Here is a 21,880-nt window from a genome sequence, read left to right as displayed (position 1 = left end):
AGGAAATATAATGGTCAGGACAGCGAAATCAGCGCCTTACTTGGGAAATGTGGGATTATCTCGACGAGGACCGCTACCTGCCGTTCTGGGAGCGTGTCGAGGTGCTGGATGTCCCGGTCTATCTGCATCCCGGCGCCATGGCCGACCATCCCGCCATGTTCGCCCATCGCCCCGAACTGGGCGGCCCGATCTGGGCCTGGACCGCGGAAACGGCGGCCCATGCGCTGCGTCTCGTCTTCGGCGGCACGCTCACGCGCTTTCCCGGGGTGAAGATCATTCTCGGCCATATGGGCGAGACGCTGCCCTTCCTGCTCTGGCGCCTCGACAGCCGGAGGCAGTTCGACCTCGGCGAGACGCTCGCGCCGGACGCGCTTCCGTCGGCGATCATCAAGCGCAACATCGCCGTCACCACCTCGGGCGTCTGCGACCCGGGCGCGCTCGTCGCGACCCTCCAGGCGCTGGGCGAGGACAATGTGATGTTCTCGGTCGACTATCCCTATGAGGACCCGCAGGTCGCCGCCGACTTCATCGAGGCCGCGCCGATCGGCGAGGACGTGCGCGCGAAGGTCTGCCACGGCAACGCCGAAAGGCTGCTGCGCCTGTAGCCTCGCCGGCCGTCACGGACGGCGCCGGAAACGGAAAAGGCGCGGGCCCTGCGGCCCGCGCCTTCCGCTGCCGGGAATGCGGCATGCTCACCGGGTAGAGCGGGCGTTCTGCTCGATGGAGCGCTGGATGTAGGGCTCGACATTCTGGGTCGAGGGCTGCTGGACATAGGCGTTGCGGCCCTCGATCAGCGGGGCGCCGGTCCGGCCATTGGCATTCGCCTCGCTGGCGCTGCGGATGGTGGCCTCATAACCGGCCTTCTCCACCGGGTCGCGCCCTTCCGCCAGCGCGGTGTTGGCGAAGCCGGCGGCGGACAGGGAAAGGACGGTGGCGGCGAAGATCATCTTCCAGTTGATGGCACGCATGGGGGGCTCCTGTTGTTGATGTCTCATATGCCAAGGCGTGTCCGTGTAGACTTACACGTAGTTCCTATGGCAATAATTGCGTCTACTTACTTGCCTAAAGGCTGAATGCCTTCTCCGTCATCGGATGAAAACAACATAGGGTGGAGTTGTCGCAAGTTTTCTTCAGAAATGGGTACCAATTGTCTCGACCTGTCGCAGCCCATGCGCGCTCTACGGTTTGTTACAATTTTTCCCAGCGGGTAAAAGGCGATGGCGATATGTAAAGGACGTGGAGCTCTGAAATGGACGCCGTACCGCACATCGCCATCGTCGACGACCATCGCGACATTCGCGATCTGGTGGGCAAATATCTGCACCGGCACGGCTACCGCACCTCGCTGGCGGAGAACGCCGCGGCGTTCCGCCGGCTGATGGAGCGCAACGCCTTCGACCTCGTCGTGCTCGACGTGATGATGCCGGGCGAGGACGGGCTGTCGCTCTGCCGCTACCTGCGCGAATCCACAAGTCTTCCGGTCATCATGCTCACCGCGATGGCGGAGGAGACCGACCGTATCGTCGGGCTGGAACTCGGCGCCGACGATTACCTGTCCAAGCCGTTCAACCCGCGCGAATTGCTGGCGCGGATCAAGGCGGTGCTGCGGCGGGTGCAGAGCCTGCCGCCGCAGCGTGGGCAGCTGAAGGCCAAGGAACTGCGCTTCGACCGCTGGGCGCTCAATGTCGGCCGGCGCGAACTGATCGACCCGGATGGGCTCACCGTGCCGCTGAGCACCGCCGAGTTCCGGCTGCTGAGCGTGTTTCTCGACCATGCCGGGCTGGTGCTCAGCCGCGACCAGTTGCTCGACCTGACGGTCGGGCGCAGCGCCGAGCCGTTCGACCGGGCGATCGACAACCAGGTCAGCCGGCTGCGCAAGAAGATCGAGATCGACCCCAAATCGCCGGCGCTGATCAAGACCCACTGGGGCGGCGGCTACAGCTTCTCGGCCGAGGTGGAAGGCCAATGACCGGGGTGTGGAACCGCAGCCTGACCGCCCGCTTCGTCGCCGTGATGCTGCTGGCGCTGGCGCTCTCGCAGGGCATCAGCTTCCTTCTGTTCACCGACGAGATGGGCGGCGCGCTGGTGCGGGCGGCCAAGACCGAATTCCTCAGCCGCAGCGCCTCGGTGGCGCAGGTGCTGGAAACCACGCCGCCGACGGTCCAGCAGGACATATTGCAGTCCAGCGGCACCAGCTATACCCGCTTCTGGGTAACGCCGACCTTCCCCGGCGATGTCGAGAGCTGGCGGCAGGAGGCCAAGAGGCGCCTCGCCGAGCCGCTGCCGACGCTGGCCAACCTCGCCGGCACCGAACAGGCGGTGCGCCAGGCGGCATCGGCGGCGGCGATGCCCGCGCCGCAGCCCGCCAGCGCGACCATGGCCTCGCCCGCCGCCTCGAACGGGCCGCCCTATTCGAGCTGGCTCGACCTGCCGGCCCATGCCTGGCCGCTGTCGCGTGCCGCCAAGTTCCTCTATTGGGGCGATGCCGGCGGGATGGGTCTCGCGGTGCAGCTTAAGGACGGGTCCTGGCTCAACAGCGCGTTCTCCAAGAAGATGGCGAACAGCATGCTGACCGCCCGTTCGCTGATCTCGCTGGCGGTGACGGCGATTGTCCTTTCCCTGTGCGCGGCCTTCATCGCCCGCACCATGACCAAGCCGATGCGGCGCCTGGCGGCGGCGGCGGAAGCGCTGGGCCGGGGCGAGAGCGTGGCGCCGTTGCAGGAAAAGGGGCCGGACGACCTGCGCCATACCGCCGTGGCGTTCAACCTCATGCAGTCGCGGCTCCAGCGCTTCGTGGAGGACCGCACCCGCATGCTGGCGGCGATCGGGCACGATCTGCGCACGCCGATCACCTCGCTGCGGCTGCGGGCCGAATTCGTCGCCGACGACGAGACCCGCGAGAAGATGCTCGACACGCTGGACGAGCTGCGCGCCATGACCGAGGCGACGCTGGCCTTCTCGCGCGAGCAGGCGACCGAGGAGGTCACGCGCAATGTTGACCTCACCGCGCTGGTGGGGAGCCTGTGCGACGACCTGGTCGAGCTGGGCCATGAAATCACCTGCACCGAAGGGCCGAAGATCAGCTATCGCTGCCGGCCCGACGCGCTGAAGCGGGCGGTGCGCAATCTGGTGGAGAACGCGGTGCGCTATGGCGAGCGTGCCCGCGTCTCGCTGCGCACCACGCCGCAGGCGATCGAGATCGTGATCGAGGATGACGGGCCGGGCATTCCCCCCGAGATCGTCGAGAGGGCGTTCGAGCCGTTCTTCCGCATCGAGCATTCGCGCAATCGCACGACCGGCGGGATCGGCCTCGGCCTGTCGATCTCGCGCAACATGGTGCGCCACCATGGTGGCGACATCATCCTCGCCAATACCGGGCACGGGCTGCGCGCCACCATCAGCCTGCCCTATGCCGAAACGCCGGCGACGGAGGCAAAGGGCGCGGCGCGCTCGATGCGGAGGGCCAGCCCGCCCGTCGGCGCACCGCGACGCACGCCGGCGGAATGAGCCGTTCAGGCCGACCGCCGGTTCAGGGGCGGACGCCGGGCGTCTCGATCGCCATGCCGGCGGCGCGCTGCATGAGATACAGCTCCAGCGCGATGAACGCGTCGGACCCGGCGGCGAAGGGTTCGGCGCGCACGCCGATCATGCAGTTGCGCATGCGCCGTTGCAGCGAACCGACGCCCTGCCATTCCAGGCGATACAGCGGATAACCGGTCGGATGCGCCTGGGTGACGGCGCTGCCGGCGAGGCGCCCGCGCCAGTTGTCGTCGTGGCAGTTGGCGCAGGAAAGGTCGAGCTGGCCCATGCGCGTGGTGAACAGTTCCCGCCCGGCGGCGCGATACGCGTCGAGGCCCGGGTCGCTCGGCGGCGAAATCGGCATGCCGCGCGACTGGTGCGCCACGAAGGTGGTAAGCGCCAGCAATTCGTTGCTCTCGCGCACCAGCGCCGACGCGCCCTGCCGTACGGTCCGGCATTGATTGATGCGCCCGGTCAGGTCGACGGGTTTTCCGCTGGCAGCGTCAAGGGCGGGATAGCGCGCCGCGACGCCGCGCATGCTGTCCGCCGCCGCGCCATGGCAGCCGGCGCAGGACAGGCCCGATGCGCCTGCCCCCTGCTCCCACAGGCCGGCACCCTGCACCACCCAGAGCATGCCGGGATTGCTGGTGTCGTCCGCCTGCATCGCCTGCGTTTCCGGCGCCATGAAGTCGCTGCCGGAACGCCGCTCGCCGGCGGCGATGCCGTCCGCCGCCGCCGGGGCGCCCGCCAGCAGCGCCAGCACGATCAGGCCATGGGCCGGCCGGCGCATCAGCTCACCACGATCTCGGCGCTGGCGGTCTCGGTCTGTCCCTCGTCGTCGGTCCAGGCAAAACCGACCGTCCCGCTCTCGGTGGCAACGAGGCTGAACGAGACGAAGGGATTGGCGGAGACGGCGGGGAAGAACGCGGCGGCGAACACCTCCTCGCCGCCATAGGTGCAGACGAAGCGGGTGATGATGCGGCGGGGAATCGCGACCCCGTTCGGCCCCATCCGGTAGCCGGTTTCCATCGGGTGGGCGATCATCGCCCTGACGTCGACGATGTCGCCGCGTCGGGCGGTCCCGGGAACGCTGACGAGAGACCTGGTCATGACAAATCCTCGATGCAGGCGGCGAGCGTGACGATCACATTGGCCTCGCTCGACCAGTAGGTGCCGTCGCTCAGCTCGGCGACCGCGAGGAGGGTCTGCGAGGTCGCCAGCCGGATGCGGGTGGCGATGCGCGCCCGGCCGTTGCGCGGGCCGAGCCGGAAGACCGCGACGTCCGCCTGCGGGTTCTTCTCGTTGAACAGGCCGATGCGGCGCACATGAGAGGCCTCGCTCATCGGGCTTTCGACCTCGACGGTGACGCCGACGGCGTTGCCGTTCTCCACCAGCGGGGGAACGGTCAGCTTCACCCGCCCCGCATTGACCGGGGCGCCGCCGGTGAAGCCGGCGACCGCCTCCTGCAGCGAGGGTCGCGCCAGCGCCCGCAGCGGCAGCGCCATCACGATGATGCCGACGCCGCCGGCGAGCACGGCGCGCCGGCCGAGCGAGGGGCCGCCGGCCGGCTCGAGTCCGGCGGGATGGCGGGTGGTGGGCGCCTTCATGGGCTCACTCCTTCAACGTCACGAGATAGGCCACCAGATGCTCGATCTCGGCGGCACCGAGCACCGGCCGGCCCTGCCAGGCCGGCGCGGTCCGCGCGCCCGCCCGCCGCGAATGGTAAGCCGGCATGATGCTCGCCGGATTGAGCCGCTTCATGTCGACGATGCGCAGTCTTATCTGGCCCTCGCCGAGCCGGCCCCCGACGCCCTTGAGGCTCGGCGCCAGCGTGCCCTGAAGCGGCGTCGCGCCGGCAGGCAGCGCGTGGCACAGGATGCACAGGCTCCGGTGCCGCTCCCCGATCAGCGCCTCCCCGAGCGCCGCATCGCCGCGCCGTCCGGCCAGAGGCTCCGGAATCGCGTCTCCGATGACGACATAGGGCACAAGCTGCTGCCCGGCCATCTCGTCGGCCCGCGCCGTGGCCGTCGCCGCGCCGGCGAGCGCGAAGGCGGTCCACGCGCCCGCCGCGGCGCGCCTCACCCGAAGGCTTCCGTGGTGATGGTGTCGAACCACGCCGCGCCGAAGGTCGCCTCCTCGGCACGCTCGGCCCCTGTCGCGTCGAGCGGCGAGGTGCCGCCGGCGCCCTCCACCTCGGCCAGCAGGCCGTCGCGAGGACTGTACACGCCGGCGATGGAGATGCCGTAATCGGGCGCCAGCAGGCTGTAGCAGGTGTTGATCAGCTTCGGCTCGCCCGGGTTCCGCCCGTGCAGCAGCGCGACCACGGCGCTGGCGCAGGCCTTGGCCTGGGCGTTGGCGGTGAAGGCGGATTTCGGCATGGCCCCGCCAATCGCCGCGTCGCCGATGACGTGGACATTCGGCACCAGACGGGATTCGAAGCTCACCGGGTCGATCGGGCACCAGCCGGTGCGGTCGGCGACGCCGGCGATATCCGCGATGGCGCCGGCGCGCTGCGGCGGGATGACGTTGGCCACCGCCGCCCGGTGCTCGCCGAATTCGGTGCGCACCGTCCGGGTCGCCGGGTCCACCCCGGTCACGCCGCCGCCGAAGGACAGCCCGACCCATTCGATCATGCCGGGATAGAGCGCCGCCCAGCCGGCCTCGAACAGGCGCTGCTTGGAGAAGGCGTCCTTGGCGTCGAGGATGAGGATCTTGGAGCGCGGCTTGTGCGCCTGGAGATAGTGCGCGATCAGGCTCGCCCGCTCATAGGGGCCGGGCGGGCAGCGGAACGGGTTGGCCGGCGCCGAGATGACGACGAGCCCGCCATCCGCCATCGCCTCCAATTGGCGGCGCAGCAGCAGGGTCTGCTCGCCCGCCTTCCAGGCGTGGGGCATCTGCTCGACCGCCGCCGCGTCATAGCCGGGGATGGCGTCGAAGCGCAGGTCGATGCCCGGCGCGACGATCAGCCGGTCATAGCTCAGCCGCACCTCGTCGGCGAGCACCACGCGCCGCTGGTCGGCCTCCACCCGCACCGCCTTCTGCGGCACATGGACGATGCCGTCCGCCTCGATCCCGGCATAGCCGAAATGCTGGGCGCTCATGTCGCGCATCCCGGCAATGACCGCGTTGCTGAGCGGGCAGGCGGTGTAATGCGTGCGGGGCTCGACCAGCGCGACGGCGATGCCGGGGTCTTCCCGCTTGACCGCGCGGGCGAAGCTGGCGCCGGCGAAGCCGCCGCCGATCACCACCACCCTCGATGCCACCTGGGCGCGCACGGCCGGGCTCGCCAGAACCGCGCAGGCACCGGCGGCGAAGCCCAGGACGCGCCTACGGCTGAGCCGGAGCGTTGCCCCCGGCGGCGAAATAATCGGCGATCGCGCGCGTTTCCTCATCGGTGAAACCCTTGGCAATGCGCGTCATGACGGTCGAGCGGCGCTCGCCCGAACGGAAGGCGGCCATCTGCGCCACGATCTGCTCCGCCGGCTGCCCGTTCAGGCTCGGCACCGGACCGTTGGTCGCGGCGCGCGGATGACAACCCGAGCAGGACGTCGCCCCGCGCGGCGGCGCGGCATCCGCCGGAGCCATGGACATCAACATCCACAGCGCCGGCAGCATGAAATGAAACAGGCGCATCAGGCAAGCTCGTGGTTCTTCAGCGGCATGATGCGGTAACGCGTGCCGGTGGCGGCGAACAGCGCGTTGAGCACCGCCGGCGCCGCGACCGCGATGGTCGGCTCGCCCACCCCGCCCCAGAAGCCGCCGGAAGGCAGCATGATGGTCTCCACCGCCGGCATCTGCGCCATGCGCAGCACCTCGTAGGTGTCGAAGTTCTCCTGCTCCATCCGCCCGCCGGCCACCGTGCATTCGCCATAGAGGCAGGCGGAGAGGCCATAGACGAAGGAGCCCTCGACCTGCCGCTCGACCTGCGCCGGGTTGACCACATGGCCGGGATCGGTGGCGGCGACGATGCGGTGGATCTTCAACTCGCCATCCTCCACCGACACTTCGGCGGCGGCGGCGACATAGGAGCCGAAGCCCATGATCTGGCCGAGACCACGAAAGCGCCCTTCCGCCGGCGGCGTCTCCCAGCCGATGCCCTCGGCCGCCGCCTCCAGCACCGCGAGGTGCTTGGGATGGTCCGCCATCAGCTTGCGGCGGAACGCCAGCGGCTCGGCGCCGGCGGCGTGCGCCAGCTCGTCGATGAAGCACTCCATGTAGATGGCGTTCTGGTTGAGGTTCACCCCGCGCCAGAAGCCCGGCGGCACCGGCGGGTTGCGCATGGCGTGGTCGATCAAAAGGTTCGGCACGGTATAGGCGAGATGGCCCTCCGGCAGGCTCGCGGTCAGCCCCTGGAACACCACCGGGTCCATGCCGCCCTGCATGCCCTGCGGGCGCACGGCGGCGAGAATCGACTGGCCGGAAATGCGCATGTGCAGAGCGGTGAGATTGCCGTCCGCGTCCAGCGCCCCAGTGAGCTTGGCCTGCGTGGTCGGGTGATAGGCGCCGTGGAGCATGTCCTCCTCGCGCGTCCACAGCAGCTTCACCGGGGTGCCCGGCATCTGCTTCGCGATGCTCACCGACTGGCGGACATAGTCCTGGAAATTGCCGCGCCGGCCGAAGCCGCCGCCGAGATGGATCTTGTAGACCTCGCACTGGCCGACCGGCAGCCCGGCCGCCTCGGCGACCACGGCGAGGCTCGCCTCGCCATTCTGCGTCGGCACCCACACCTCGCATTTGTCCGGCGTGTAGAGCGCGGTGGCATTCATCGGCTCCATGGTGGCGTGGTTCTGGTAGGGGAAGGCATAGGTGGCGGTGATCACCTTGCCGCCGGCCGCCTCGACCCGGGCAAGCTCGGCCTTGGCATCGCCCTGGCTGTTGCCGATGAAGGCGTCCTCCGCCTCCAGCCCTTCCGCCAGCATCGCGCGGATGTCGGCGCTGGTCAGGTCCTTGTTGGGGCCTTCGTCCCAGGTGACCGGCAGCGCATCCAGCGCGGTCTTGGCCCGCCACCAGGTGTCGGCGACCACGGCGACCGTGCGCTCGTCCACCCGCACCACCTTCCTGACGCCGGGCATGGTCTCGACGGCGGCCGCATCGAAGCTCGCCAGCGTGCCGCCGAAGACCGGGCAGGCCTTGACGGCGGCGTTGAGCATGCCGGGCAGCTTCAGGTCGGCGCCATAGACCTGCTTGCCGGTGAGCTTTTCCACCGTGTCGAGGCGCGGCAGCGGCTTGCCGGCGATCTTCCAGTCCTTGGGGTCCTTCAGCGTTACCTCGGCCGGCGGGGTCTGGCGGCCGGCGGCCTCCGCCACCTCGCCGAAGCGCAGCGTGCGCCCGCTGGGGCCGTGGGTGATGACGCTGTTCGCCGCCATGCATTCGCTGGCCGGCACGTTCCACTGCTCGGCGGCGGCGGCGATGAGCATGTGGCGGGCAGCGGCGCCGCCCTTGCGGACATAATCATGGGAATCGCGGATACCGCGGCTGCCGCCGGTGGAGTAGCTGCCCCAGACGCGGTCGCGCTTCAGGTTCTCGCCCGGCGGAGGATATTCGGTCGTGACCTTCGACCAGTCGCCTTCCAGTTCCTCGACCACGAGCTGGGCGAGGCCGGTGAGCGTGCCCTGACCCATTTCCGAGCGGGCGATGCGGACGACGATGGTGTCGTCCGGCTTCACCACCACCCAGGCATTGACCTCGGGCGGCAGCGTCGCCGCCGCGTCCTGCGCCAGCGCGGCGAACGGCACGTGGAAGCCGAGCGACAGGCCGCCGACGGCGGCGGCGGAGCCGACGATGAAGTTTCGGCGCGAGACCGACTGGACGATGCTCATTCCGCTCTCCCTCAGCCGGCCTTGGCGTCGGCCGCCATATGGATGGCGGCGCGGACGCGGTTATAGGTGCCACAGCGGCAGATATTGGTGATCTCGGCGTTGATATCTTCGTCGCTCGGCGTCGGGTTGGCCTCCAGCAGGCTGGCCACCGCCATGATCATGCCGGTCTGGCAGTAGCCGCACTGGGGCACCTCGAGCGCCAGCCAGGCCTTCTGCACCGGGTGCGAGCCGTCCGGCGACAGGCCCTCGATGGTGACGATCTTCTGGTCGGCCTCGATGGCGGCGAGCGGCATCACGCAGGAGCGCGTCGCCACCCCGTCAATATGGACCGTGCAGGCGCCGCACATGGCGATGCCGCAGCCGAACTTGGTGCCGGTCAGGCCTATCTGCTCGCGCAGCACCCAGAGAAGCGGCGTATCGGGTTCGGCCTCGATGTCGTGCGTCTGTCCGTTGACGGTGAGCTGGACCATGTTGGACTCCCGGCTGGAGAAACGGAGCCTGCCCCGCAGGCCGGAAGGCATCCCGGCGACAGCGCGGCAGGCGTTGGTCGGCCCCCGAACGCTAGGCGCGCGGTGTCGCAGAAGCGTGCCGCCCACCTGCCGGATTGTCGCGAGGTGTCGCTGCGGCGGCGCTTGATAAGAATTGATACAAACAGAGGCCACGGCGCGGCCCCGGCCCGCGCAGCCATCTTCCCGTCTCGCCGCATTTGCTGTCAGGCCGGGCGCACCGTTTCCGGCAGCAGCCGGTCGTAGAGCGCGGCCAGCCGGTCGCGGTAGCGCGTTTCCGAGAACAGCGCCGCCTGTGCCCGGCCCCGGCCGGCGAGGGTGGCGCGCAGTTCGGCGTCGGTGGACAGCGTCTTGATGGCGTCGGCGATGGCGCGCGGGTCATAGGGGTCGACCAGCAGCGCCGCATCGCCCGCCACTTCCGGGATCGAGGCGGTGTTGGCGCTGATCACCGGCGTGCCGAGCGACATCGCCTCCAGCACCGGCAGGCCGAAACCCTCGTAGAGCGAGGGGAACACCAGCGCCTTGGCGCCGCGGATCAGGCTCACCAGCAGCGGGAACGGCGCGTAGTCGAAGCGGCGCACGCGGTCGCGCACGAAGGTGAGGTTGTCGAGCTGTTCGAGGTAGCGGTTGCTGCCCTCGTTGAGGAAGCGCAGTTCCTCGCCCGCCTTCCACGCCGTCTTGCCGAGCAGCACCAGCGGCTCGTCCACCTGCGAGGCGAGATAGGCCTCGATCAGCCGGGCGATGTTCTTCTTCGGCTCGACCGCGCCGAAGAACAGGAAATAGCCCTTGTAGGTGAGCCCGAACGCCCCCTCCACTTCCTCGCGCACCAGGTCGTCCGGCTTGTCGGCATATTTCGCCGGGATCGAGACCGCCTGATAGGTGTTGGTCACCTTCTCCTCGGGATAGTCGAACAGCTCGACAATATCCCGCTTCGACGCCTCGGAGACGGTGACGATGTGGTCGGCGCGGCTCAGCACGCCCTGGATCATCCGCTTGTAGAACTTCTTGTTGTCGAGCGTGGTGAAGGGCAGGCGCAGCGGCACCAGGTCGTGCAGCGTGTAGATGTTGGGCACCCCCGGCAGCCGGATCGGCAGCGGGTAGGTCCAGTGCATCAGGTCCGGCCGGGCGACGCCGCCGACCGACATGAAGTGCCGGTAGGCATGGAAGTGCCAATAGCTGCGCGAGAACAGCTCGGGCGCGTTCCAGATCCGGTCGTAATGCGGCAGCCGCGACTGGAAGCTGCGGGTGATCACCCGCCCGGTCAGCGGCACTTCCTTCGCCCGTACCCCCAGCGGCGAGGTGCAGAGCTGCTTCAGCCGCCGGGCGATCTCCAGCATCAGCGAGGGCGAGCCGGCATTGGGGTCGAAGAACGAGATTTCCCGCAGCAGCGGGTCGGCGCTGGGCGAGGCCCGCGTGCCGTAGAGAATCTCGGTGCGGTAGCCGAGATCGCCGCAGGCGAAGCTCAAATTGCGGGCATAGGTGGCGACCCCGGTGCCCGCCTCCAGCGCGAGGTTGTAGCCGTCGATCATCACCGTGCGGCGCGGCGGCCGCGAGGGCGTCGACACCGCCGGCGCCCCCTGGAGTGCGGCGCCCGCGCCGCCCTCGTCACCCCGCAACAGCATGGACCTCCGCGACCTGCGCCTGTGCCGGCACCGGCGCCCCGCCGCCATGCGCGTAGGGAATGTCGCGGATCAGCTTATGGTCGAAGATGGTCCCGCCCTTCGGCGCGGTGATCGGCGCGAGGTCGACCGGGAACGCCTCGATCAGCGGATCGGTATCGAACTCGACCGGCCTCCACGCCGTGTCGATCGACCACATCAGGTGCGCCCAGTCGGTGCGCTTGTTGCGGCGCTGCACATAGACCGGAATCTTCGGAATGCCGAGGCCGAGATAGAGGTCGGTGATGCGCAGGTCGTAGCCGTCATCGGGGTCCATGACCCGGCCGATCAGCCCTTCCGGCGTGCCGCGCGGCGAGAAATACAGGCAGGGAATGCCGTAGCTCTCGGCGAACACCATGCCGTGCAGGCTGGTGGAGACCAGCCGCTTGCAGGCGAGAATTTCGTCGAGCTTCTCGCGCATCGATTCCGCGCTGATCGCCGTCAGCGTGTTGATGATGCGCACGCTGCCCTCGAACTCGGCCGGAATGTGGTAGCGCTCATAGGCCTCGCGCGGCAGCGCACCGAGCGCGCGGCCGTCGAGATCGGAGAGATGGACGATGACGCCGATCTCCCATTTCTTCTCCAGCTTCGGGTTGTAGAAGCGCGGCAGCGCCCAGACCGGATCGCCGAACACCGGCGCGCCGATCGCGTTCTCCTCGCCGAGCAGGGCGCGGCTCACCGGGCCGCGCGTGGCATACACCCGGTAGCGCGTCGCCGGGTCGGGCAGGAACGGAATGCGCTCGCCCTCCTGCCCGGTATTGATGTAGCGCGACGAGCCGGTGCCCCAGACCGAGACGTCGCCGCCCTTGAGGTTCTGGGCGATGGTACCGACCGCCGCCATGCGCACGCTGTTGCCGTCATGCGCCTGGTGGACGATCGGCTTGCCCGACAAAAGGGCGACCATGACCGGGCTGAGGGCGTCGCCCAGGTTGAGATAGTGCTGGACCCGCGTGGCAGCCGCCCAGGTAAGCGGAACGGCGCCGTTGTCGCGGACGATGTTGCGCAAAGTGGCTTCGGTCACATCGCTTTTCCTTCTGCTGGTTCAGGAGACGGCGACGGGCGCCACGGGCTCGACGCGGTTGTAGACGTCGTCGAGCCGGACGATGTCGTCCTCGCCGAGATAGGAGCCGACCTGAACCTCGATGAGTTCAAGCGGGATGCGGCCGGGATTGGTGAGGCGGTGGACGGCGCCGAGCGGGATGTAGGTCGACTCGTTCTCCTGCACCATGAACACCTTCTCATCCACCGTGACCTCGGCGGTGCCGTGCACCACGACCCAGTGCTCGGAGCGGTGGTGATGGCGCTGCAGCGACAGGCGCTCGCCGGGACCGACGATGATCTTCTTCACGCGAAAGCGGCCGCCGAGATTGATGGTCTCGTAGCTGCCCCAGGGGCGGTGCATCCGGGGATGCTCGGTGGCCTCGTTGCGCCGCTCCGCCTTGAGCGAGGCGACGAGGTGCTTGACCTCCTCGGAGCGCTCCGACGGCATGATCAGCACCGCGTCGCCGGTCGCCACCACCGACAATCCCTCGATGCCGACGGCCGCGACCAGCGGCCCCTCGGAATGGATGTAGGAATTGGTGGCGTCGACCGCCCGCACCGGGCCGCGCGTCACATTGCCGGCCTCGTCCGGTTCGCCGATCTCGCGCAGGGCGTTCCAGCTGCCGACATCGGACCAGGGGAAGCTGCCCTCGACCACCGCCGCCCGGCTGGTGCGCTCCAGCACGGCGTAGTCGATGGAAAGGCTCGGGGCGGCATGGAAGGCCGCGCCCAGCCGGCAGAAGCCGAGGTCGCTGGTGGAGCCCGCGACGGCGCGGCGCACCGCCTCGACGATCTCGGGCTCGAAAGCCTCCGCCTCTTCCATCATGACATGGGCGGGGAACAGAAAGTTGCCGGAGTTCCAGAGATAGCCGGCCTCGATGTAGTCGCGGGCGGTCTGCGCGTTCGGCTTCTCGGCGAACGCCTCCACCAGCGCCGCCGTGCCGCCATTCAGCGCCGCGCCGCGGCGGATATAGCCATAGGAGGTGCGCGGCTCGGTCGGGGTGATGCCGAAGGTCACAATATGGCCGAGCGTCGCGGTGGCGAGCGCCTTGCGGCACGCCTCGTGGAACCGGGCGATGTCGCCGATGACATGGTCGGCGGCGAGGACCAGCAGCGTCGCCTCCTCGCCATGCAGCTTCTGCGCGAGCAGCGTGGCGGCGAGCAGCGCCGGCGCGGAATCGCGGCGCACCGGTTCGAGCATGACGGTCGGCTCCACCCCGATGTCGCGCGCCTGGCGCTGGGCGAAGAAGCGGAACTCCTCATGCGTGACGATGATCGGCGCGGCGAACAGGTCGCTCTGGGCCACGCGCTGCAGGGTGTCCTGGTAGAGCGTGGCGCCGGAGGTCGAAAGCGGCAGGAACTGCTTCGGCAGCGAGTCGCGCGAGATCGGCCAGAGCCGGGTACCCGAGCCGCCGGCGAGAATGACGGGGACGATCTTGGAGTCGGCCATTGGTTGTTCTCCTCACGTTCAGCGTTTGCTCAAGCTATTAAAGCACGGGAAATGTCAGATATATTTCGCATCTGCGAAAGATATACATAATGCCAAATGCGTCAATATTAAATATTGAGAACGATATTGCTCTAATATTGTAATATATGCGCCGATAATACTTTCAGTTGGCATTCCGACAGAAGAACAAGGCCACCCACCCGCGCCGCTAGACGGAGCTGTCGCACCGCGCGGCCGCATCGACGGCCGCAGCGGGGGCGTCGCGTCCGGCGCCGCCGATCTGCGCGGCGAAGAAGCGCCGCAGCACCGCCTCCCGCACCGGCGCCGGCACGCAGCGCCCCAGCCGGACCAGCGCCACCAGCGGCAGCGGGAAGGCGACGCTGCGCGCGCCGCGCTCCGCCGCCGCGGCAATGGCGGTGGCGGCACGCTCCGCGCTGCACTGCAGCGGACGCCAGCCGCGATACCCCTCGCTCATGCCGGTGGCGATGAAGCCCGGGCAGGCGACCGTCAGGCTCACCCCGCGCGCCGCCAGCACCGGGCGAAGCGCCTCGCCGAAGGCGATCAGCCCGGCCTTGGTGGCGCTGTAGGTCGGCTGGTCGGGCACCGGCATGCGCCCGGCCAGCGACGCCACCAGCACCACCCGCCCTGCCCCCCGCGCGCGCATCGAATCCAGCAGCGGCAGCACGGTGGCGATCGCCCCCTCCAGATTGGTCCGGGTCTGCGCCAGCACGTCCCGCAGCGGCTCCGCCTCTCCACCCTGGCCGAGGCTGGCCTCGACGCCGGCATTGGCGATCACGGTGTCGATCGGCGTGCGGGCGTCGGCGTCGGCGACGAAGCGGGCGAGCGTCTCGCTGTCGCGCACGTCGAGGATCGCGCTCGTCACCTGCGCGCCCCGCGCGCCGCAGGCCTGCGCCACCGCATCGAGCCGCCCGGCGTGGCGGGCGGTCAGCAGCAGCCGCACGCCCGGCTGCGCGTAATGGCGGGCCAGCGCCGCGCCGAGCCCGCTGGAGGCGCCGGTGATGAGGACATGCCGCCCGCTGGGGAGAGTGCGCCCGCTCATGCCGCCAGCACCTCCCGTGTCGCCATCCGGGCGAGCAGGCCCTCCACGGCGCGGTCGATGCTGGCGGGCGCGAAGAACCCGCCGGCGACCTGGGTGCGCGCCAGCACGAGCCGCCGATAGGCCCGCACCAGCGCCGGGTCGGGTGGGGCAGCCTCGCGCCAGAAGGCGTCGAGCGTCCCCTGATGGGCCAGGCCGGGCATGTCGTAGGTGGCGCGGCCCAGCACCTTCAGCGGCCGCCCCTGCCGGAGCGCCGACAGCGCCGTGGTGGAGTTCACCAGCACCACGCCCGCGCTCCTCGCCACCAGCGCCTCGATGTCGCCGCCCTCGATGAACACGAGGCGCGCACGGATGCCGAGTTCGTCGGCCACACGTGCCACCATCCGGCGGGTGGCCGGCAGGCTCGTGTCGTAGGGATGCCGCTTGACGACGAGGCGCGCCTCCTCCGGCGCCGCCCGCGCGAAGGAGGCGAGCACCAGCCGCACCACCTCCTCCACCGAGCGGAAGCGCGAATGCACCCGCATCTGGTAGTCGCCTTCGAGTTGCAGCGGCAGCAGGAAGCAGGGCGCGCCGCCGCCGAGCGAGGCCCTGGCCGCGCGGTCGCGCCGCGCCGCGCCGGCGCCTGTCAGCCAGCGCACCACCCAGCCGGCATAGTCCACCACCGGGTGCACGAGGGTATGGCGCCGGTAGCGCGGAAACAGCGGCACCAGCGCGGCCTGCCCGACCTGCCAGGCGATATCCCACAGCGCCCGGCGGGCGAAGGGCTCGGCAAATGGCGCGCCCTCCTGCGGCGCGGCCACCCCGGCGGCGGCCGCGAGGACGGCGCCGGGGCTGCGCGGCAGGTCGGAATGGTCGTTGACGCCATGGGGCTCGCAGGTGATCCAGCCCGGCCGCACATAGCCCTCTTCAAGCAGGTGCAGGCGCAGCCCGCGCGCCCGCGCAGCCCCCACCGCCGGCACGTGGTAGGGCCGGCAGTCGCCGAACAGCACCAGGTCGGTCACCGCTTCCTCGGCCATGAGCCGCTCCACATGGGCCGGCCACTGTTCCGGCCGGCCGCGATAGAGGCGCGCGCGGCCGGGCCAGAACACCACATCGCCGCCGCACAGATGCACTTTCACGATCCGCGCCCCCCGCCGGCTCAGCGCCCGCGCGAGGCGTATGCCGAAAGGCGAAGCCGGCCCCTGCAGGAACAGGAAGCAGCGGCCGGCGAATCCGCCCGCCGCGACCGCCGCGCCATCGGCCTCCCGCCCCCCCATCCGCGGCACCGGCAACGCCGCGCGCCAGGTCGGGAAGCCGAAATCCAGCCGTGCGGCGCGGTGCATCGCCGCCTCGCTCAATAGTCGATCCGATCGACGATGTCGGCCGGCAACGGCCAGTTCATCTCCTCCGGCGAAACCGCCAGCGGCAGCGGAAAGGCGCGGATCAGCGGCCGGTCGTCATAGCTCACCGGCCGCCATTTGCCGTGCACCCAGGACAGCACCGCGTCCCAGTCCGTCGGCTTGGAACGGTCGAGGCAGTAGGAGGACAGCGTCGTCCGCCCGACGCCCGAATAGAAGTCGCGCATGCGGTGGTCGATCTGGTGCTGCGGGTTGCCGAGGTCGAGCATCCTTCCCTCGCCGTCGCCATAGGTGGCGAACCAGGCGCAGGGGATGCCATAGGTCTCGGCGATGACCAGGCCATGCAGGCTGGTGGAGACGATGGCGCGGCAGGAGACGATCTCCGCCACCTTGGCGCGCATCGCCTCGGCGGTGGGGGCGCAATGGGTGTTGATCAGCCGGATGCGGTCCCTGAACGCCGCCGGCACCGCGTAGCGCAGCAGCGCCGGTTTGACGCCCGCCTCCGGCGTGCGGTCCTCCAGCTCGGTGATGTGGAGGATGACGCCGAGATCGTGCGTCTTCTCCACCTCCCTCATCGGCCAGAAGCGCGGCAGCATCCACACCGGATCGCCGAAGATGTCGGGCACCTCCATGCCGGCGGCGCGCAGCGTGCGGGCGCTGTTGGGGCCCCGCAGCGCGTGGATGTTGAATTCGGTGTCGGCCGGGCGCACATAGCCGCGCACCAGCGGATCGACCGGGTTGCGCTCGGCATCGACGCCGGTGCCCCAGAAATGCAGGTTGCCGTTGCGCTGGTTGTGGCCGATCGTGCCCACTGCGACCATGCGCTCGATCGGCTGGTCGAAGCCGGCGCGGCGGACGGTGACGCCCGCCATTCCCGCCACGATCAGCGCGCTCAGCGTATCGCCGAGATTGGCGTGCGGGCTCTCGCGCGTCGTCGCCGCCCAGGAGAGCGGGATCGAGATTCGCTCGGCATTCATCCGCAGCAGGGTGGCAAAGCCCGGCGTCATCGCCGATGGCGGCACGCTCTCGGGGCCGACCACGCTGGCCGCGATCACCCGGCCCGCCCCGCGCGACGCCTTCGGCTCCGCCGCCCGCTCCAGCGCCTGCGGCTCAGCCTGCCCGGCGGCAAGCGGTTCGGCGGCGGGTGGTTCGGCGGCCTCGGTGTCGCGGTCCTGCTGGCGCAGCAACGCCACGTCATGCTGCAAGGTGAGCCCCTTTATGACCGGATGATCCCAGATGCTCTTGCCCGGCGGGGCCTTGAGCGGGGACGGGGTGAACGGGAACGCCTCGATCAGCCGCTCGGCCTCGAACTTGGCCGGCTCCCAGGCCCGGTCCACCGCGTCCATCACCGCCCCCCAGTCGGTGGGCAGGCCACGATCCTGGAAATAGGCCGGTATGTGACGCCGGCCGAGGCCGAGATAGAGGTCGACGACCCGCAGATCGGCCGGGCCGTCGGGGTCGAGCGCCAGCCGGCCGAGACCGCGCGGCTCGGGCAGCGGCGGGAAATAAAGGCAGGGAATCCCATAGGCCTCGGCCACGATCAGGCCGTGCATGCTCATCGAGACGATGCGCTCGCAGGCGAGGATCTCGTCGAGCTTGGCCTTCAGCGCCGGCACGCCGAGCGGGGTCACCGTGGTGATGAGATGGACCTCGTCCGCATATGCCTCGGGAATGGCGTAGCGCGCGAAGGCCGGCAAGGGCCGCGCCTCGTGCGAGCGGTCGGCGAGTTCGGACAGGTGAAGAATCACCCCGAGCTTCCACTTCTTGCGGATGCGCGGCCGATAGAAGCGCGGCAGCAGCCAGGCCGGATCGCCATAGAGCCCCGGCCGCGGGCCGCCATTGGCCATCAGGCGCTCGGCCACCGGACCGCTGGTGGCGTGCAGCACGATGGCGCCATGGCTGGTCGGGGCAAAGGCGACGCGCCGGTCGGCCGGGGCTGACGGGTTCTTCCAGGGCGAGCAGCCGGTGCCCCACACATGCACCTGGCCGCCCTCGAGCGTATGGCCGATGGCGCCGATCGCCGCCATGCGCACCGAGTGCGACTTCGCCGGCACCCGCCGCACCGGCAGCCCGCCGACCATGGCCGTCATGACCGGGCTGAGGGCGTCCTCGAAGTTCAGATAGTCCATCAGGGTGGTCGAGCCTGCCCAACCGAGGCGCACTTCGCCCTCGGTCCGAACGATTGCTTCGAGCGGTGTCGTCATACGCCCTCACGCGCTTCAAGCAAATTCGAAATATCCATGAGGACGCACTCGCCCCGTGGACCGTTCACGGCAATAGCATTGTTCGTTTTACTCCTCATGTCTACTACGATCTAAATATTACCGGCTATGGAACCTAATAGCACCATCCGCGTTGGCTTTGCCCGCCGACGCCCGGAATCGCCCCCTCAGGGGCCCGGCACAGACGTCCCGGGACCGGCGAGCCGGTGGCATACCACGGCAGATTGCAATGCATTTTGATTTCCACTGCGGCGCAGCATTACCCCTGCTGTCGCGCCACTGCTTTGCTAGGGAACATAGCGATTTTGACTTGGTAAACGAGCACCACAAGAACCCTGTTCACTCTATTGCCGCAATCTGGTGAGTCTAATTTATACAATCGGCAGAACTCATCTACGATAGACTCATTTCAAATTCATTCGAAAATGGTTCTATTCGTATAGAAGAATTTCTTCTTAAATTATGAGGTTTTTTAATACCATCTATGATGAAAATTGGTGCGCCAATACATGAATAAGCATCTAGACAGACCGGCAATTTTAATGCTGCAATGCACATGACACACATCGCCATCGACCCTTTCTTGGTGTTCGAAGGTCGATTCCTGTCGAAACCGTCGACCAGCGAAACGGGTGGCTCATGAATTTTGAGACCTTCGGGCATCAGGCTGGACGCGATTTCGGACCGGAGAGCATGGTCTCGCCGGTTCAAAATTTGCGCGAAACGCGGATGGGCAGCGAAGGCATGAAACCTGAAGATCAACTTCAGAGCGCATGCGAAATTGCTATTTCTGCTGAAAATTACTTACAGATAGAGGACGGCGGGAGCGCGCTCGGCGGCGTGTTCGTCGAGGGCGGACAGTGCGTCGTCTGGGGCTTCAATCGCGACGACCTGCTCAGGCCGGTCGCGCTGCGCCTCGAGGTCGACGGCAACACGGTGTTCGAGCGCACCACCTCGCCCGAGGCCCAGATGCCGGTTCACGTCACCGGCCACCGTCTCTCGGCGCATCGGCAGATGGTGCTGCGCGTCGACGGATCGAGCGCCGCCGCCGGCCCGTTCGCCGCGCCGGCTTTCTGGACCGAACCGGCGGTCCGCGAGGAACTCGGCCATTTCATCGCCGGCATCGGGGACAGCGCCCGGGAGGCGCGCCTGCGCCATCTCGTGTGGCATGACATTCCCAATGTCACCCGTCGCCTGGAGACTTCCGACGAGCCGCCGGCCCGCTGGCGCGCCTCGGTCTACACCCGCTACATGGCCAATCGTCTCGAACTGAAGAGCAAGCTTTCAGGCGGGCAGTCAGTGGCGAACTGGATTGTCTCCGAGGTATTCGAGGACTGGTACAAGCGTCACGTCTTCTGCCTCACCGACGAGATCCACACCCTTCTCAGCGAACCGGTGATGAACCGGCGGGTGATGAAGCATGAGATCAGTCTCACCCTCTTCGCCTTCTGGCGCCGGCACTACCCACACATCGACATCTTCACCGAGGAGGGCCTGCGCCTTCTCCAGTACAAGTTCGCCACCGCGCCCTTCATCGCCGACAAGAACAACGTCAAGCTGGTTTCGGACGGGCTGCGGCGCTCGCTGTCGGCGCCGGCCGACATGTTCCGCAACCGCGATCTGCCGTGGAGCTGGTACTGGCTGTTCCTGCTGGAGGACCAGGGGCTCGGCAGCCAGTTGCGGGACGAGAACTTCAGCCGCCTGACCAGCTTCAGGGAAGTCGCGCTCGACGTCACCCAGCCCGACCGGCTCTCCTTCACCCCGCATGTCTGGCGCGCCCATTGGGGCGCCGGGGGCACCCCGGACTTCACCCGCTTCGACCTCGCGCTGATCTCGATCCTCGCCGACACGCCCTACCCTTCCGTGGCGGTCGCCGAGCACGGCACCGATTTCTGGCGCGGGCGGCTTCATCGCGAGGTCTATGCCCGGGTTCCCGAACTGTCCGTGCTGTCGGCGGCGGGCCGGGTCGAGACCGCCCCGGTCGCCCTGCGCGACGAGGTGCCCCGGCGCGACCTGGTCATCATCGGCCATGCCAACGACACCGGGGTCGGGCGCAATCTCAGCATGTTCGTCGAGGCGCTGTCGTCGTTCGCGCCGCTGGTGTTCAACGCCGATGACGGGTCCTGCGTCAATCCCGACCCGGGCTACAACCCGAATGTCGGGGTGCGTGCCCGCGTCGTCCTGCTATGCGTGAACGCCGACCGGGCGCCGGAGATGATCGCCCGCTTCGCCGGCATCTGCGAGGACGCCCACATCATCGGCTTCTACCTCTGGGAGAGCGACCGTCCCCCGGCCAACCACACGCTGGGCGCGCTCGCCGTCGACGAGATCTGGACCCCCAGCAACTACGTCGCCGAGGCCTATCGCAAGATCACCCCGGTGCCGGTGACGGTGGTCGACAAGGGGCTGCACGCCCCGCTCGGCCACGTCTCCTTCCTCGACCGGTTCCGGCGCGAGCCGTCCGAGTTCATCTTTCTCACAGCGGCGGAGTTCGGCTCCTCCATCGTGCGCAAGAACCCGCTCGACGTGGTCAAGGCGTTCCAGCGCGCCTTCGAGGAAAGCGACCTCGACGTGCGGCTGCTGATCAAGATCCGCGAGGTCAATCCCGGCCACTGGAGCAACATCGATTCCTACTGGGAGGAAATCGAGGAGCGGATCGCCGGCGACGACCGCATCGCGCTGGTCGAGGGCAACCTGACCGCCGAGGAATACTGGACGCTGATGTGGAGCGTCGACGCCATGGTCTCGCTGCACCGCTCGGAGGGCTTCGGCTACTTCATCGCCGACGCCATGTTCGCGGGCAAGGCGGTGGTCGTCTCCGACTATTCCGGCTCGCAGGATTTCTGCGACGCCGAGAATGCCTTCCTGGTCCCGGTGCAGCAGACCCCGGCGCCGCCGGAATATCTGGCGAGCCGCGGTTATATCGGCCAGTGGGGCGTCCCCGACATCGAGGCCGCCGCCCGCGCCATGCACCAGGCGGCCGCCGACGCCGATCTGCGCGCCACCCGCGCCGCGGCGGGCCTGACCCGGGTCTCCGGCAAGTATGACTTCGCCCGGTGGAGCGAGGCGGTCTCCGGCCGCATCCAGCAGCGGATCGACCAGTCCAGTCGCGAGACGGACGCGACATCGGACGACGGGGCGGTGCCGGCCGGGATGGCACGTTCCGCCGCGTCCGGGAGATAGGCGCCGCCGGCGCCATCGCCCTCGGAAATGGCTGCGCCCCCGGAGCCTGCTGCGCCCTGGAGGCCCGGCCTGTCACGGCCGGGCGCAG

19 protein-coding genes are annotated in these 21,880 nt (G+C 68.8%); 4 read left to right on the top strand and 15 right to left on the bottom strand.

What is annotated here, in order from left to right:
* The first annotated feature begins 47 nt into the window (after positions 1-47).
* Complete coding sequence (locus KHC23_RS22285; RefSeq protein WP_246544860.1) at positions 48-605, top strand: amidohydrolase family protein; 558 nt, start codon at positions 48-50, stop codon at positions 603-605.
* A gap of 87 nt (positions 606-692) precedes the next feature.
* On the opposite strand, the gene KHC23_RS22280 is transcribed toward KHC23_RS22285, so the two are convergent.
* Positions 693-968 (bottom strand): hypothetical protein, encoded by a 276-nt coding sequence (locus KHC23_RS22280; protein WP_213375880.1) that lies wholly within the window; start codon positions 966-968, stop codon positions 693-695.
* Positions 969-1,249: 281 nt separating this feature from the next.
* Between KHC23_RS22280 and KHC23_RS22275 the strand changes: the two genes are divergently transcribed.
* Entirely contained in the window at positions 1,250-1,969 is a 720-nt protein-coding gene (locus tag KHC23_RS22275) for a response regulator (RefSeq protein WP_213375878.1), read from the top strand.
* Positions 1,966-3,507 (top strand): sensor histidine kinase, encoded by a 1,542-nt coding sequence (locus KHC23_RS22270; protein WP_213375876.1) that lies wholly within the window; start codon positions 1,966-1,968, stop codon positions 3,505-3,507. Before KHC23_RS22275 ends, KHC23_RS22270 begins: the two co-directional genes overlap by 4 nt.
* Positions 3,508-3,529: 22 nt before the next feature.
* On the opposite strand, the gene soxA is transcribed toward KHC23_RS22270, so the two are convergent.
* The 14 genes from soxA to KHC23_RS24585 form a co-directional block, all read right to left on the bottom strand.
* On the bottom strand, positions 3,530-4,309 hold the full coding sequence (gene soxA / locus KHC23_RS22265) for a sulfur oxidation c-type cytochrome SoxA (RefSeq protein WP_213375874.1): 780 nt from the start codon (positions 4,307-4,309) through the stop codon (positions 3,530-3,532).
* The gene (gene soxZ, locus KHC23_RS22260) at positions 4,309-4,629 is read right to left on the bottom strand and encodes a thiosulfate oxidation carrier complex protein SoxZ (protein ID WP_213375872.1); all 321 of its coding nucleotides are present in this window, start codon (positions 4,627-4,629) and stop codon (positions 4,309-4,311) included. The genes soxA and soxZ overlap by 1 nt, the downstream gene beginning before the upstream one ends.
* Complete coding sequence (locus KHC23_RS22255) at positions 4,626-5,126, bottom strand: SoxY-related AACIE arm protein (RefSeq protein ID WP_213375870.1); 501 nt, start codon at positions 5,124-5,126, stop codon at positions 4,626-4,628. Before KHC23_RS22255 ends, soxZ begins: the two co-directional genes overlap by 4 nt.
* Before the next feature lie 4 nt (positions 5,127-5,130).
* The gene (gene soxX / locus KHC23_RS22250; RefSeq protein WP_373878485.1) at positions 5,131-5,601 is read right to left on the bottom strand and encodes a sulfur oxidation c-type cytochrome SoxX; all 471 of its coding nucleotides are present in this window, start codon (positions 5,599-5,601) and stop codon (positions 5,131-5,133) included.
* On the bottom strand, positions 5,598-6,911 hold the full coding sequence (locus tag KHC23_RS22245; RefSeq protein ID WP_213375868.1) for an NAD(P)/FAD-dependent oxidoreductase: 1,314 nt from the start codon (positions 6,909-6,911) through the stop codon (positions 5,598-5,600). Before KHC23_RS22245 ends, soxX begins: the two co-directional genes overlap by 4 nt.
* Positions 6,847-7,134, bottom strand: a complete 288-nt coding sequence (locus tag KHC23_RS22240; RefSeq protein WP_373878484.1) for a c-type cytochrome — start codon at positions 7,132-7,134, stop codon at positions 6,847-6,849. Before KHC23_RS22240 ends, KHC23_RS22245 begins: the two co-directional genes overlap by 65 nt.
* Before the next feature lie 17 nt (positions 7,135-7,151).
* Positions 7,152-9,338: a xanthine dehydrogenase family protein molybdopterin-binding subunit gene (locus KHC23_RS22235; RefSeq protein ID WP_213375864.1), complete on the bottom strand. Its 2,187-nt coding sequence runs from the start codon at positions 9,336-9,338 to the stop codon at positions 7,152-7,154.
* Positions 9,339-9,349: 11 nt separating this feature from the next.
* Complete coding sequence (locus tag KHC23_RS22230; protein ID WP_213375862.1) at positions 9,350-9,808, bottom strand: (2Fe-2S)-binding protein; 459 nt, start codon at positions 9,806-9,808, stop codon at positions 9,350-9,352.
* Positions 9,809-10,050: 242 nt separating this feature from the next.
* Entirely contained in the window at positions 10,051-11,466 is a 1,416-nt protein-coding gene (locus tag KHC23_RS22225) for a glycosyltransferase family 4 protein (protein WP_213375860.1), read from the bottom strand.
* Positions 11,450-12,523, bottom strand: coding sequence for a polysaccharide pyruvyl transferase family protein (locus KHC23_RS22220; protein WP_213375858.1), 1,074 nt, complete (start codon positions 12,521-12,523; stop codon positions 11,450-11,452). Before KHC23_RS22220 ends, KHC23_RS22225 begins: the two co-directional genes overlap by 17 nt.
* 21 nt (positions 12,524-12,544) lie before the next feature.
* Positions 12,545-13,993, bottom strand: a complete 1,449-nt coding sequence (locus KHC23_RS22215) for a mannose-1-phosphate guanylyltransferase/mannose-6-phosphate isomerase (RefSeq protein WP_213375856.1) — start codon at positions 13,991-13,993, stop codon at positions 12,545-12,547.
* A 208-nt stretch (positions 13,994-14,201) separates the two neighbouring features.
* A complete protein-coding gene (locus KHC23_RS22210; RefSeq protein WP_213375854.1) occupies positions 14,202-15,053 on the bottom strand; it encodes an SDR family NAD(P)-dependent oxidoreductase in 852 nt (283 codons plus the stop codon).
* Positions 15,050-16,372, bottom strand: coding sequence for a capsule biosynthesis protein (locus tag KHC23_RS22205; protein WP_213375852.1), 1,323 nt, complete (start codon positions 16,370-16,372; stop codon positions 15,050-15,052). Before KHC23_RS22205 ends, KHC23_RS22210 begins: the two co-directional genes overlap by 4 nt.
* A gap of 11 nt (positions 16,373-16,383) precedes the next feature.
* On the bottom strand, positions 16,384-18,591 hold the full coding sequence (locus KHC23_RS24585) for a polysaccharide pyruvyl transferase family protein (protein WP_246544859.1): 2,208 nt from the start codon (positions 18,589-18,591) through the stop codon (positions 16,384-16,386).
* 858 nt (positions 18,592-19,449) lie between these two features.
* Between KHC23_RS24585 and KHC23_RS22195 the strand changes: the two genes are divergently transcribed.
* The gene (locus KHC23_RS22195; protein WP_213375850.1) at positions 19,450-21,792 is read left to right on the top strand and encodes a glycosyltransferase; all 2,343 of its coding nucleotides are present in this window, start codon (positions 19,450-19,452) and stop codon (positions 21,790-21,792) included.
* Positions 21,793-21,880 lie beyond the last annotated feature (88 nt).

This window comes from Ancylobacter dichloromethanicus (assembly GCF_018390645.1).
GTDB classification, from domain to species: domain Bacteria; phylum Pseudomonadota; class Alphaproteobacteria; order Rhizobiales; family Xanthobacteraceae; genus Ancylobacter; species Ancylobacter dichloromethanicus.
The sequence above is the reverse complement of the archived record's forward strand: the minus strand, read 5'-3'. Positions and strand labels throughout refer to the sequence as shown.